The organism is Candidatus Zymogenaceae bacterium (assembly GCA_016931225.1).
GTDB lineage: Bacteria > Desulfobacterota > Zymogenia > Zymogenales > Zymogenaceae > JAFGFE01.
In genome coordinates this window covers 208,277-222,616 of the sequence record JAFGFE010000018.1, presented here as the reverse complement: position 1 = coordinate 222,616, position 14,340 = coordinate 208,277, and the positions used below count along the sequence as shown (strand labels likewise).

At 55.1% G+C, this 14,340-nt stretch carries 12 protein-coding genes; 1 reads left to right on the top strand and 11 read right to left on the bottom strand.

The features are described from left to right. Positions 1–29 precede the first annotated feature (29 nt). From JW885_08155 to JW885_08145, 3 genes are all read right to left on the bottom strand, one after another. Positions 30–1,298 carry an inner membrane CreD family protein gene (locus JW885_08155; GenBank protein ID MBN1882131.1) on the bottom strand — a complete coding sequence of 423 codons (1,269 nt, stop codon included), beginning with the start codon at positions 1,296–1,298 and terminating at the stop codon, positions 30–32. Positions 1,299–1,475: 177 nt separating this feature from the next. Beyond that, positions 1,476–2,561, bottom strand: coding sequence for a DSD1 family PLP-dependent enzyme (locus JW885_08150; protein MBN1882130.1), 1,086 nt, complete (start codon positions 2,559–2,561; stop codon positions 1,476–1,478). Beyond that, positions 2,562–3,935 carry an amino acid permease gene (locus JW885_08145; protein ID MBN1882129.1) on the bottom strand — a complete coding sequence of 458 codons (1,374 nt, stop codon included), beginning with the start codon at positions 3,933–3,935 and terminating at the stop codon, positions 2,562–2,564. A gap of 205 nt (positions 3,936–4,140) precedes the next feature. Between JW885_08145 and trxA the strand changes: the two genes are divergently transcribed. Beyond that, on the top strand, positions 4,141–4,467 hold the full coding sequence (gene trxA, locus JW885_08140) for a thioredoxin (GenBank protein ID MBN1882128.1): 327 nt from the start codon (positions 4,141–4,143) through the stop codon (positions 4,465–4,467). A 155-nt stretch (positions 4,468–4,622) separates the two neighbouring features. Here trxA and rfaE2 read toward each other — a convergent pair whose 3' ends face one another. The 8 genes from rfaE2 to JW885_08100 form a co-directional block, all read right to left on the bottom strand. Beyond that, complete coding sequence (gene rfaE2 / locus JW885_08135; GenBank protein ID MBN1882127.1) at positions 4,623–5,114, bottom strand: D-glycero-beta-D-manno-heptose 1-phosphate adenylyltransferase; 492 nt, start codon at positions 5,112–5,114, stop codon at positions 4,623–4,625. Between the two features lie 2 nt (positions 5,115–5,116). Beyond that, positions 5,117–7,849 carry an AsmA-like C-terminal domain-containing protein gene (locus JW885_08130; GenBank protein ID MBN1882126.1) on the bottom strand — a complete coding sequence of 911 codons (2,733 nt, stop codon included), beginning with the start codon at positions 7,847–7,849 and terminating at the stop codon, positions 5,117–5,119. 120 nt (positions 7,850–7,969) lie between these two features. Then, positions 7,970–8,893 (bottom strand): DUF2520 domain-containing protein, encoded by a 924-nt coding sequence (locus JW885_08125; GenBank protein MBN1882125.1) that lies wholly within the window; start codon positions 8,891–8,893, stop codon positions 7,970–7,972. Between the two features lie 54 nt (positions 8,894–8,947). Continuing rightward, a complete protein-coding gene (locus JW885_08120; protein MBN1882124.1) occupies positions 8,948–9,865 on the bottom strand; it encodes a hypothetical protein in 918 nt (305 codons plus the stop codon). A 296-nt stretch (positions 9,866–10,161) separates the two neighbouring features. Then, on the bottom strand, positions 10,162–10,530 hold the full coding sequence (locus tag JW885_08115; GenBank protein MBN1882123.1) for a roadblock/LC7 domain-containing protein: 369 nt from the start codon (positions 10,528–10,530) through the stop codon (positions 10,162–10,164). 98 nt (positions 10,531–10,628) lie between these two features. Beyond that, positions 10,629–11,570 carry a response regulator gene (locus JW885_08110; GenBank protein MBN1882122.1) on the bottom strand — a complete coding sequence of 314 codons (942 nt, stop codon included), beginning with the start codon at positions 11,568–11,570 and terminating at the stop codon, positions 10,629–10,631. 215 nt (positions 11,571–11,785) lie between these two features. Beyond that, positions 11,786–13,135 (bottom strand): sigma-54-dependent Fis family transcriptional regulator, encoded by a 1,350-nt coding sequence (locus JW885_08105; protein ID MBN1882121.1) that lies wholly within the window; start codon positions 13,133–13,135, stop codon positions 11,786–11,788. 2 nt (positions 13,136–13,137) lie between these two features. After that, a complete protein-coding gene (locus JW885_08100) occupies positions 13,138–14,253 on the bottom strand; it encodes a PAS domain S-box protein (GenBank protein ID MBN1882120.1) in 1,116 nt (371 codons plus the stop codon). Positions 14,254–14,340 lie beyond the last annotated feature (87 nt).

Here is a 14,340-nt window from a genome sequence, read left to right as displayed (position 1 = left end):
GTCTCGGTGCATCCGCGATGCGAAAGCGGTCATTTCTCCGGAGACGATATTGCGCCGGATGATCCGCCGTTTTTCGACAGCGCCTTGAATTTTTCATCCCACTTGATGCTCCCCGTCATCTGCATCACCACAAACAGGGTGATAATCGAGGCGATGGTGACGATCAGCGCGCTGTATCCCTTGAAGAAAAAGGTATAGGAGAACAGCACCAGGTAGACCAGCTGTAGCACCCCCGCCTGGAGAAACGCGAACCTCCCCCCCACCACCAGCCGCAAATATGAGATGACAAGGAACAGCGACACCACCGATGAGATCGCAAAGGAGAGATGCACGTTGAGGTGATCCACCAGGTATGCGAACAGGAGATGGAACGCGAAAAACGCGCACGCCAGGAAGAAATAGTTCATCGGATGCATCCTGATTTCTTTCAGCGTTGTGATCATAAACAGTATGAAGAAAAAGAACAGGAGCGATACCGGCGCGAAGAACGTGATCCTTCCCACCAGGGGGCCGGGATTGATCTTCTTGGGCATCTCGACGCCGATCTGCTTCCCGGATATCTTCCGGGTGTACTCCCAGGACATCACCATGCCGTCCGTATCTTCACTGACGGTGGTGGGTGAGATGGAGCCGGTCGGATAGTCCACCGCAACAAAATCCGTATTCGCCGTCAGCGAGAAGTTCTTCACCTCGACAATCTCGTCCTCACCGAAACAATAGAACCACTGATCCTGGCCCCTGGACCGGTAGACGACGCGGAAGACGATCGTTTCCCCCGCCGCCGCTTCCACGTCGGTTTCAACGCCGTTTTCCCGCCAGGTGAGCTTTTCCATCTCGTCCTCTCCGAGATAGAAATGGAAATCATCATACTCGGTATTGGTGGCGGGAAACTTGTGAAAAATTTTCATCGTCACGTCGTGCCCGGTGTCGTTGACAATGGAGTACGTACCGTCGAAGCCGACCGTATACGTGCTGTACCATAACAGCCCTTTTTTTCGATAATCGAGGTTGAAATCCACAAAAATGGCGCTCCCCGAAATCGGGAGCCTCCCGTTTACGGTCTTTGTTTCCGTGAAGATCTTCTTGGTCTTCGGATCCGTCCTCTCAACCGCTTCCGGATAGCTGTAGCTGATTATCGGCGCGTACTGGTACTGGACGCTTCCGTAGAGCTCCTCGACCTCGCCATAGAGCCGGTTGCCGTATTCGTCGGTACGGTATTCCACCGTGGCGCCCAGGATCATCCAGGCCACCGATGTGCAGACGAAAATAAATATAAGAGCCGCGATTTTTTTTGCCATTGCTGCCTCCTCGTTTCCTGATTCGTCTTTCAAGACAGTCCGGAGGGTCTCTCTGTTCCGTTTTTTAATAGAAAAAAACCGGACGGCGTATACGCGCCGTCCGGTTCTGTGTCGCCTATAATAACCGTGCCGGAGAAAAACGACTCTTTTGCCGTCCGGCCCGGCCGTCTTCCGGGGTTATACGAATTTACCCCTGGCGGAAATCTCCCAGATCCCCTCCACCATACCATTCCGTACCGGGTAAAAATGATCATGGAGGTTGATGGTGGTGCATCCGTGGGTGGGGACCAGCTCCACCATGTCCCCCACCTTCAGCTTCGTCTTCCCCTCCACATTCAGGTGCCCGTGCTCCTCCGAAAGAGACGCAAGGCTCACGCCGGGAAGCCCCACAGGCGCGGGCATGCCGAATTCGCTGGTGATCGATTTCATGCCGCAATCGATAATCACGTGATCCCCGTGCACGGCGATGACCGTGGATATCAGCGTCACGGCCTGCTCGAACCCCAGGTTCAGGTACCCGTAGGTGGCGTCCATCGTCAGGTACGATCCGGCCTGCACCTCGGTGACGCCGGGGACCTTCGAGGCGATATCAAAGGTGCCGGTGCCGCCGCCGGAGACGATGGGTATCGGAAATCCCGCCCGCTCGAGCTCCGCCTTTACCGCAACCAGCTCCTCCATGCACCCGGTCCCGAGCTTCGCCCGCTCATCCCGATCGAAAGTGAAGATGATGTGGCCCTCGTAGCCCATGATGCCGGCAAGCTCGATGTGCTTCATCCTATCGATTTTTTTCGCCATCTCAATCGCATCCTGTGCCGTGGCCACACCGCAGCGGTGCATCCCTACATCGATCTCGATGAGGACCTTCAACACCGTATTTCTGGACTCCGCGGCGTCGTTGAGGGCGGCAACGTTCTCCAAAGCTTCCACCGCCACCTTCACGTCGCTGATGTTCAAAAGGTCCAGAAGCCGCATGATCTTTTTCGGGCTGACCACCTGGTTGGCGATAAGGATATCGGATATGCCGGCCTTTGCCATCACCTCCGCCTCCCCCACCTTGGCGCAGGTAACGCCGATGGCGCCTGCGGCCACCTGTTTTTGGGCCAGGATCGGGCACTTGTGGGTCTTGATGTGCGGCCTGAGGTCGGCCTCAACGCCGCTGAAATACTCGGACATCACGGCCAGGTTCGCATCCAGCTTGTCCAGATCCAGCACCAGGGCCGGCGTATCGATGTACTCCTTTTTATTTACCACTCTCGCGGTCATTTAGTCCTCCTCGTATCCGGGAATGGTGGAATAGAGTTTTTCTAAATCCATTCCGGATCGTATCATGAAGCGTTTTCTGGCCCAGTAATAGAGCATAATCAAGACGCACCACCCGGCCAGTATGGCGCCGATAATCAGATTCTGCTTATCCAGAAGAATAAGCACGATAAATATCCCCGAGGTCACGACGGCGGCCCAGGAGATGAAGGTGAGCCATCCCCTGGAAATCTTAAACGGTGAGCGTTCGTAATCATCGGGATAGATTTTGGGCAGCTTCATGCAGGCGAACGCGATGGTGATGTTGGTCAGAAGCAGCGCCCCCACGGCGAGAAAGCCGTAGAAATCCTCCCCCAGATTGAACAGCAAGAGCACCATCACCGGAGGGAATACCGCCAGAATCGCCCAGATCGGGGTTTTCTGCTTCTTCGTCACGTGCTGGAACAGAGAGGGCATCATACCGTCCCTGCTCTGCGCGAAAATTTCCCTGGGCATGCCGATGACGCCTGCGTTGATGGAGGTCAGCCCGGCCCCCAGAGCGCCGATGCTCAGAAAGTGCACCGCCCAGGCCGGCAAAAACAGCCACCCCGCCTGGGTTAGGGGCGCACCCAACTCCGCCAGTTCATCGGGATTGTATCCCATCACCTTGTTGAACACCACGCTGATGAGGGCGTATAGAATAAAAATGATTACCGCGGCGATGCCGATGGAGCGGGGAATGTTCTCCTTCGGGTGTCTCATCTCCTCGCCCAGCTCGGCGATGGTGGCGAAACCGATATACGAGAAGTAGCACAGCACCGACGCCAGGGCGATGCTGCTGAATCCGCCTATGAAAAACGGGGCCGGCTCACCGGCGGCACCCTCTGCACCGAAAAGCCCCCAAGCCCCGAAGATCAACAGCGCAATGATCATCTGTCCCACCATGATAATCTGGACAGCTTCCGCGAACACCAGACCGACGGCGTTGACCAGGACGAACGCCCCCACAATCAGGACGGCCGTCAGCGTATCGCTGAGACCGAACGGGAGGTACTCGTTCACGTACTGGGCGAGCCCCACGCCCACGGTGGAGAGCGCCCCGATAATCGCGAGAATGATAAACCACGAGGTAAACAATCCCCAAAATGGACTTATGATGCGGGAGGTGAATACGTACCCGCCGCCGGCCCGGGGGATGGCGCTCCCGAGCTGCGCCACGGTGATGACGTTAAAGAGGGCGGGTATCAGGGCGAAGAGAAACGCAAGCGGCAGGGCCGGTCCGGCCAGGGAGGCCATGTCTCCGATGAGCACGAAGATGGACATCCCGATAACGCACCCCACAGTGATGGCTACCGCGCCGACCAATCCGATGGAACGTGCCAGTTTTGTATCTTCCATAATATATTCCCTTAAAAAAGAAAGGATGAGAGAAATTTTCAAAAAACAAAAGGGGGAAACCCGTTATAATGCAGAATCGAAGAGGAAGCTAAAATACAGTACAATATTTATACCATATCGTCCACCTGTTTTTTTGAAACCAAATCGCCTGCGGCTCATCTGAATATAGTAGAAAATATTATTTGTCAAATGGAGGTGATCGCTGATGAGTTCTTCGGTAATGGAGATTAATGATTCAAACTTTGATCAGGAAGTATTGAAATCCGATAAGCTGACTCTTGTGGATTTTTGGGCGCCCTGGTGCGGACCATGCAGAATAATCTCTCCGGTCATTGATGAGCTGTCCAAAGACTATGACGGCAGAGTGAAGTTCACCAAGATGAATGTGGACGAGAATCCCTCTACCGCCTCGTCGTTCGGCATCAGGGGCATCCCCACCGTGGTGTTCGTAAAGAACGGCGAAGTGGTGGATCAGGTCGTCGGCGCCGTGCCAAAATCCGCGCTTGAAAAAGCCATCAATGCATCGCTCTGATTTCCGCTGTGTAGACGGTTATCCCTGCGTGAGCATACACACATGTCCTCTCTCCCACCGGGAACGCCCCTTCTTATTGTGAGGGGTGTTCCCGGTACATTCTCACAAGCGAGGTGATGCACCCCAGAGACCACACCCGAACCCCGCATACCGTGTTATATCTTCAGTTTCCTGATCTTCTCAATGATATCGGTGGTGGATCGATTGTTGATGAGCCGTGCACGGAACACGGTACCGCCCCAGGATTTCACCTCTTTCGCCCCGATGATGTTCTCTTCATCCCAGTCGGCGCCCTTGACCAATACGTCGGGCCTGACAGCAAGAATCGTCTTCAGGGGGTCGGGCTCGTCAAAAATCACCACATAATCCACCGGCTTCAGCGCCGCCACCATCTGCGCACGCTCGTCCTGGGACACAATGGGTCGCTCATCGCCCTTCTTTAGACTTTTCACGGAACCATCCGAGTTGACACCCACGATCAGGATATCCCCCTGACGGGCCGCCTCTTCGAGATATCGAAGGTGCCCGATATGGAGGATATCGAAGCACCCGTTCGTAAAGACGATACGCCGATGTTCCTTTCTCAACTCATCGGCCACGGAAACAAGCCTTTCCAACGGCAGCACGCGATCGCTCGATGTATTCATAACTACCTCGGCAACACCCCTTTGAGGGGGAATCGATAGATACGCTCGAAGATGTGAAGCGTCCCCTCCCCGAGGGACTGCAGCGTCATCGTCTCCACAATCGGGTCTTTCATCGGGCCGTATACATGAAAGTAGGTGGTGAAGAGATTTCCGTCTTCACCGGTAAGGATATACCCAACCACAGGAATCTTGTTTATCACGAGATCCACGGTCTTGAGAACCTGGAATCCGATGATCATATCCACCTCTTCTCGAACCATATCCATATCACCCACACAGGTGATGCGGATGACCCGACTGTCGATAAAGAGATTTTCCGTGTGGCACACGCCGTCTTCTATGGTGAAGTCGCCGGTGACGATGTCGAAGGGAAACCCCTCGGCGTCGAGCTGTGGAAACCGGAGCCTGAAATAGGTGGAGATGTTCATCACGGATACGATCTTCGAGAGGGCGTTGTATTGCCGGATGGTGCCGTCGGTGATCTCCAGGGAGACGGCGCCGTCAAGGGTTCCCACGATCTCTTCCGGCACAACCGGCGCAGACGTCAGGGAGAACTTGAAAGACCCGGTTCCACTCACGCCGTGCCACAACCCGGTATCTTCCATCAGCGCTCCCATATCAACACCCTCCCCCTCCATGTTCAGATAAAAAATCGCATCACCGACATTCCCAACTCCCGGCACATCCCTGTTGATCATCAACGCGTCACCGGGCGTATCCGATGTCTCGTCGCCCGCGGCACCTTTCCCGTGGTCTCCCTTATCATCTTCCCTTTCATCTTCCGTATCGTTCTCGTCCTCATTATAAGGGTCCGCTTCCTCGGCGACGTATCCGAAATCGCCCCGACACGAGCCGCCGTACGCGCTGCAGGTCAGGTCGTTCAGGATAAAGTACCCCTCCTGGTAAATCAGGGTGGTCTCCACATCCCTCCACAAGAGGCTCGATTCTCCGTTGCCGAAAAGCTCCGCCAGGTCCAGGACCGGGGCGGAGACGTCCATGACCAACAACGGATCCTCGTAGTTCGTCAGCGTGCCGGAGGCGATCAGGTGTGATGTGGGATATCGCATCTCGAATGTGGGGATGTCCATTGTATCGTCGTGGAAGATGATCGATGCGTCGGTGGGCGCAAATATCCCGTTGACGCTCGGAAGCGCCACGGCCCAATCGGCGAAATTGACGTCCCCTTCAATAACGAGCGGCCCCACGTTCGTTCCCATATCACTTGAGATCTCAAGCCTCCCCCACACCGTCCCCTCGCCCTCGGTGTACGACAGAAACGTTATCACATTCACGACTCCGGAGACGAGAATATCCTTCAGGTCCTCATAGGGGATCTCCTCGATATCCACTACAAGCCGATCCATGTAGGGCCGGTCGAACATATCTATCACCATCGTCCCCAGCTCTCTGACGCGATTGGAGGGATCGGCGAATCCCACATTCTTCACCGTCAGGGTGTCTCCATCGAGGGCCACATCGGCCCTCACCCCCCTGAGCACGATGCCGTCAAGGTCCAGGGTCGCATCCCTCACCTGTGCGGACAGCGAAAGACCCATCCCATCCGATCCCTCCGCTTCAGGGGCGATATGGAGGGAACCATCCAGCACCCCCTCCAGAAATAATGCCTGGATGTAATCTCCGACGTCGGGGGAGAATAATCCGTACGGAATCAATCGGAGGTATTTTTGGAGGTCAACCCCCTCAAACCGGCAGTCCAGAACGTCAAGGAAAAGTCCCGGATCATCCGCGTCCACGCTCTCCGTTCGATCAAAAACACAGTCGAGAGACACGTCAAGCTCGTCTGAAGACACATCCACACCCTCAAGAATGATTCCCTCCGTCGTCGATGTCACCAGGGCGTCGATGTGGAGTCTCTCAATATACATCCCGTCCGGATAGGCGCGCCGGTCCTGTGCGGAGATATCCTCAACCTTCAGGCGCCCCTCCATGGCCCAGTCCCGGGAATCGAGATACCTCACATCGACGCTCCCCCCCAGGGTGCCGGAGATGTCGGGATCGCCCGGATTGTCGAACCAGAGGGACAGGGTATTGAGATCCATCTCCCGGAGGATGAGCCGGGTTACCAGTCCCCGGTCGGTGTGATATTCCCCGAAGGCGCTGATCCTCCCCCGGCCCTCCTCCCCCGGCGGCGCCAGGGACACGGCGAAGGTGATCGAGTTCTTTTTCGGTCGCTGGAAGAGCCAGGCGCGAAAGATGCGGGCGCGATACGCCGTTTCGCCCCCGTCGCCTCCGTCATATACACAGACCAGGGCGTCCTCGAAGAGGATATCCCTAATCCCGGTCTGATCACCGTTGCTCATCACCGGGCGGTTGAAAAAGGCCGCCACGGAATCCGACACGGATTCGTCCTCGGCAAGAAAAATGCAGACATCCACCGAAGAGACTCGAATCTTCCGGGGGACGATCTCCTTGAATAACAGCCTCCAGAGCGAGACGCCGACGATCACCTCTTCGGCGTCGATTTCATACGAGCCGTCTGTGTGCAGTGCCGTCAGGTCATTGGCCTCCACGCCGAAATAGGGAAAGAGAGACGGCTTCAGGTAGCCTGCGGTCACATCCGCCCCCAGGGCGTGTGAAACCGCGGAGATGATCTCCCCCCTGTAGCGTTCCATATCCAGGGCCGACAGCGCCACAATCGCAAGCAACAGGCCCACCAAAAACGACAGAATGAGGGCTTCCAGCAGGATGCGAAGCCGTTTCGTATTTTTCTTCATTTCAGATTATGCTTTATCAACAAAAAGTCCGCCGGGACAATGCCCCCGACAGACTCATACAGACACCACATCACGATACTGCTTTCGGGTACCCGGAATGCACCGTAGGCGACACGATGGTCAGGACCCATCGCCTCCGGCGGCGAGGATCTGAAGAATTTTATCCAGAAACTCATCGGTGGTGCTTTTATTTTCCCGGGCGGCCTGTACCGTCAGCTCTCCCATGGATCGGTATACGTCCATGAGATGAGGCGTGGTCGTGCGCATGACCTCCAGGTGATCGGCCACCGTCTTCCAGTCTCCCCGGGCGATGGGACCGGTGAGGGCCCTGGGTGCTCCCAGGGCGCGGATGTTTTTCAGGGTCCCCTCGATGAGCGGCATCAGGGCGTCGACGGCTGCAGTGTTGTCCAGCCCGATGGCCTCATACATCATCAGCGATACCCACACCAGACTCACCAGGTAATTCGAGGCCACCACCGCCCCGGCGTGATACAGCGGCTTGTGCTCGGCGGGGATCTGAAGCTTCACCCCCCCCAGAACCTCAATGATCGCCGAAAGCTCTTCATGCGTCCCCTCATCTCCCTCAAGGCAGAAGACGGAGCCGGGAATATTTGCAATGGCCTGGGATACGTCCGCGAAGCTCTGCAGCGGATGGAGCGACGCCGCCAATGCGCCCCGACTCCGAACAGGTTCGAGCACCTGTGATGTCAAAGAACCGCTCATGTGCGCCACGATCTGACCTTCCGATACCCCTCCCCGCTCCGCCAGGTCCCGGGCCACATCTCCGATGACCCGATCGGACGTGGTGATAAACAATATGTCGACGGCGGCGCTTTCGGGTACCGGGTCCGTTAAAACGACGGGGCCGCCGGATATGCCGAGGGCGCCCCTCTCCCGCAGGACCTCCTGTTCCGCACGGGCGAGTTTTTCTTCATTCGTGCTCGAGATACATGCGACGTCGTATCCGGCCCTGGTCAGAAGAACGGCCATGGCACCTCCGACCTTGCCGACGCCGACAATACCCACCGTTTTTTGTTCGGTCATGGAGAACACCCCTCCTCGCAATGATGTTTTTACGCCTCTGATGAAAATGTCTCTCTATAGAAAATCCCGGTGGGGATATTCGTGCTGATACTTCTCCATATCCACGTGAAACGATCGATCCCGCCGGGTCTCCTCCACGATTTCCCGATATTCCCGGGAGCTGAAATAGTCCTTGAGGTGCTCGGAAACCGGAAGAATCTGCTCTCCCGGATCCCACGACACATAGTGTCCGGTCTCTTCATCGACCACACACTCCAGCGCAACCGCATAAGACGCAACCGCAAGGCCGTACGGCACAAGATCCCGGGACATCGCCTCGAACGTCCCCTGCATGTGGGGATTGAAAAAGAAAAACAGAGGCGAATACATCAGGGCGCCGTGATAATGCTCCGGCACATCCACAATCCCCTCAACCCTCAGGTCTCCGGCAAAACGACGCATCACGTCCGCCAGATATTTCAGCACGCCGAGTCCCGGATGTCTCTGCCCTGGAAGTCTCGGCCGATCGTCGGTGAACGATATGGTCGGATTTTCCAAGCTGAGCCACATGATCATGAGGAGTTTGATATTAGAATCCGCACGGAGACCTGTCGGCGGTGTCTTGGGCGTAAATATCCCCTCCTTTATCAAAAGCTCCATCAAAAGATACCCGCGATCCGTGGGAGGAGAAATTCGATCATGATTCCGGGCCGACATGCGGAGCCTGTGTTCGAACAGGTCCCGAATCTCAATATCAATATGCAGATCGGAAAAGCCCCGTTCGAGCAGCGCACCCGAGAGGCCGTACTCGGTACACATTTTCAACAGGGCCTCTTCGGTGTAGGTGTTCAAAAAATAAGAGCCGGATCCCGATTTTTTAAAGAGCTGATCTGTGACATCACCCACATCGATCCGAATCGTATCGGATGAATCGGCATGCGGCCGCTGATATATCAGTTCTTTTAACCGATTCAGCTTTCCCGAACGTCTCACCGATCGTATCCCCGCTTTGTAACATCATATGCCCGCACACACACCATGTCAAGATGCTTTCATTTCGTCACCATATGAAAGGGCGGGGTCATCTGGACCCCGCCCTTTATCTCTGTTCAGTACGTCTATACACGTCACCCGTATTCTACGCCGATCCTGATACCGTCCCAATAACCGTGACGCCGATCGGCCGTTTCCCTCCGCCGCCCGAAACCGTGTATGAAACCCGCTCTTTCCGTGTCCATTTTCTCCGATTGACGGAGCGGGTTGTATCGGTTTGCGACGTATCACCGACATTAGACAAGTTTTGTCAGCTCTTCAACCGCTCTTTTCATATCAAGAAAGATCAGTCCCAGCTTCGCGTCCTTACGGACCAGTGTGGTCAACACTGCGTCCTCGCCGGCGTTCATCAAAAGGACATATCCGTCCTCTCCCCGAATAAACACCTGGTCGAGCCTTCCCCTATTCAGCTCCTGTGCGGTACGCTCGCCCAGAGACAACATGGCCGCACTCATCGCGGCGACCCTGTCTTCTTCCACGTCCTGGGGAAGGGCCGAGGCCATGATCAAACCGTCGACGCTGACAATGGCGGAAGCTTCAATATCCGGCGTTCCCGCTTCCAGTTCCTTGAGAATGTTAGTCATTGTTTCTGTTCTACTGGCCATTGAAGTTCTCCTTTCCTATGTCAATCTGACTGTATTGTCTGTTTGTTCCCGGCATCGTCATGAACACTGACGTCTTACCGGAGATAGGTATATTCGGATTATGCCTTTTTTCCCTTTTTTTCTTTTTTCGCCTTCTCTTCCCGCTCCGCCAGCTTCTTGAGGTTGAATTTCACCATGTCGTTGTCCGGCTGAAGCTCGAGCGCCTTTTCCCATTCATTCCGTGCTTTTTCCAGATCGTTATCTCGCAGAAAATGAAATCCCTTATCGAAGTGCTCGTAAAACTTCTCCTGGTCGGCGCTGGGCGTTACCGTTGGACCGGGCTCTTTCTTTCCCGGTTTCTCTATATCGGTTCTGGCCGCCTCGTCGGCGATGCGCAGTCCCTCCATGATGAGAAACTGCCAGTCTTTGTTGATGGTCTTTTTCTCAGGCGTATCGCCGCTCTTGGAAAGAAACGTTCCCTCCGGCCAGGTCAGAATCTCATAGAATGCTTCTTCGCCTACGAGATTCTCCGCCAGGCAGTGGGTGATATCGCCGTCCTGAAAATATATCTTTCCCTCTTTTGGTCCGCTCTTGATGGTCAGCGATGAATGGGCCTTCCCCAAACACTTCATCTGGATTACATCTGTCAGCAGAAGATCGGAAAGCTGTCCCTCGAATCCCTTTTTGACTTCCTGGAGGGAATCTATGATGAGTTTTCTGATGTCCTTCATCTCGAAGGGCTTCTCGACATAATGCAGCGATCCCCGCATGTTTGCGTCTTTCTGAACATCGGGGGACCCATATGCCGTCATGATAATGACTTTTATATGCGGATATTCCTTTTTGATTTTAGAGAGCAGATCCAGTCCGGAAATGCCGGGCATCCTGATGTCGGAAATCACAAGCCGTATATCCTCGTTTTCCAGGACCTTCAGCGCGTCTTCCGCACTGTTGGCGACCATGACCTCAAATTTATCCTTATCCTTGGAGAGACTTTTCTGCATACTCCAGGTGAGTGTTTCCTCGTCGTCGACGATTAAAATTCTATCCTTAGCGGCCATAAGCCCTCCTTGTTCTTTTTCTGTATGACATAAATTGCAATTGTCATGCCAATCCCTTCAATCGTACAGGAATTGACAAAAAACCACAAAAGCTCAATAAAAACATATTGTTATCTTTGCATATCAGCGCCTCGCGGAGGGAGGCCCGTCACATGACAACACCCCGAGTGCCCGAATTCCGGACACCCAGGGTGTACGAAAATCGGACATGCGTGTTAATGGAAGCGTTTTAGTTTTTCCAACAGTGTGGAACGGGAAATTCCCAGGATCCGGGCCGCCTCGGATCTGTTACCGCCGACACCGGAGAGGACCGTTTGGATATGCTCCTGTTCCACCTCGAGAAGAGACCTGTATTCACGAACCTCACCGGTTCGTCTTCCTCTCACCACGTCCTGGGGAAGGTGATCCAGATCGATAACTCCGGACTTGGTGAGGATAACCGCCCGTTCAATGACGTTCTTCAACTCCCTGACATTGCCCGGCCAGTCATATTCCAAAAGCGCCTCGCGGGCTTCGTCCGTCACCCCGGTCACCTTCTTTCTCAACTCATTGACCGCTTCGGCCAGAAATCTTTCCACCAGCGGCTCTATGTCCTCTCTTCTCTCCCTCAGGGGGGGGATATCGATGCCCATGACCTTGAGCCGATAGTAGAGATCGTCCCGAAACGTCCCCTGCCGCACGAGATCCGCCAGATCCCGGTTTGTGGCGGCGATCACCCGGACGTCTACCTGTATCTCCTTGGTCCCGCCCACCTGGGTGAAGGTCTGGGTTTCGAGAAATCTGAGGAGCTTGGGCTGGAGCGACGGCTTCATCTCCCCCACTTCGTCGAGAAAGAGCGTCCCCCGATGGGCGATTTCAAAAAGTCCCTTTTTATTCTCCTTGGCGTCGGTGAACGCACCCCGCCTGTGTCCGAAGAATTCCGATTCCAGGAGATTCTCCGGAACGGCGCTGACGTTTATCTTCACCAGAGGTGCGTCACACCTGCTTGACGCCCTGTGTATCGCACCGGCCACCAGCTCCTTTCCGGTGCCGCTCTCCCCCGTGATCAAAACCGGGGTTCTCGGCGTATCGGCCACCACCAGTATCAACTCCCGTATCGACTGCATCTGGGGACTCGTCCCGGAAATATCCCACGACTGCGACTCCTCCCTTCGTTTGAAGGTATCCAGCCTTCTGGCCATGCCCACATTTTCCAACACCCTGGCGAGTATTATTTTCAATTCGTTCAAGTCAAACGGCTTCTGGAGATAATCGGCGGCTCCCGCCTTCATGGCGTCCACGGCCACCTGGACGTCGCCGTAGGCGGTCATGATGATAACGGGGACATCCGGCTCCTGGGAGTGAATCTCGTTCATAAGAGAGACGCCGTCCGTGTCCGGGAGCCGCATATCGATAAGCGCCAGATGTATTCCCCTCTCTTCCACGTGAGAGATCGCCTCGGCGCCGGTGGCGGCGCCCAGGACTGCGTAATCAGCCCTCTTGAGGGCCCGCGCCAGGGAGTCGCCCAGAAGCTGATCATCTTCGACGATGAGAATGCGGGTTTTTACGGAGGTGACGTCAGGCATGGTCAACTCACCGAGGGGAGCCTGATATTAAAGGTGGTGCCTTCTCCCACAACACTTCGAACGGTGATGGTGCCGCCGTGCCTCTGAATAATGCGGTAGGTAATGGAAAGGCCCAGGCCGGTGCCCCGGGCACGGGTGGTAAAGAAGGGATCAAATATCTTGTCGATATGCTCTTCGTCGATGCCGGTCCCGGTGTCGGATACCGATATTTCCAGAATATTCTGCTTCTTCTGGGTTTTCACCCAGGCGGTGATGAAGATGGTATTTTTCCTGTTCGGATCCTTGAAGTTGATGGAATTCAGAAAGAGGTTCAAAAAGACCTGCTGCATCTGGTTGAAATCCGCATTGACCGGGGGGAGATTGTCCGGATATTTCTCTAGGACCTCGATCATATTGTTCTTGATGTCCTTGTTGAGAAGCAGCAGCACCTCTCTGACCACATCCCGTATGTCGCACCTGGTCGGCATGGGACGGCGGGGCTTTGCGAATGAAAAGAACGTACGCAACAGAGAATCGAGCCGATCGATCTCCTTGACAATCCTGATGAGAAACTCCCGCTGGGGATCGTTCTTTTCCAGCTCCTCTTCCATCGCCTGGGCGGTGGTTTTGATGGCGGCCAGGGGATTTCTGATTTCATGGGCGATGCCCGAAGATATCTCGCCGAGGGACGCCAGGCGGTCCATCCTGAGGATTTCCTCCTGCATGCGGTTTATCTCGGTCAGATCCCGAAAGGTGATGATATGTCCCCGGGATGTGCCCTCCTCATCGGTGAAGACGGTGGTGCTGTAGCCGATGGATATTTTTTCACCGTCCGACCTGCTTACTTCGGTTTCCCGGGCGATTCTCGCCTCACCTGCGCGGTATCCGGTAGCGAGGATCGCCTCCATCTCCTCTTCCTTGAAAATCTTGCTGATGTGCTCACCGATGACCCGATCCTGATCGTATTCCAGGATTTTCTGGGCGGCCTTGTTGAAAAAAAGAATCCGTCGCTCTTCATCAACGGCGATCAAACCGTCCTGAACGATCTCGACGACGCTCGTGGTAAACTCCATGAGATCCCGAAGCCCATCGCTCTGCCTGGCGGCAACGCCGTTTTCTTTCACTTTTTTGTTTTTCAACTTTTCCCCGGCTCGTTTTGAAGTGCTCACATCGAAATCCATTGTGTCATATACAAGCAAAAACAATGTAGCAGAGGGTGTTCACGT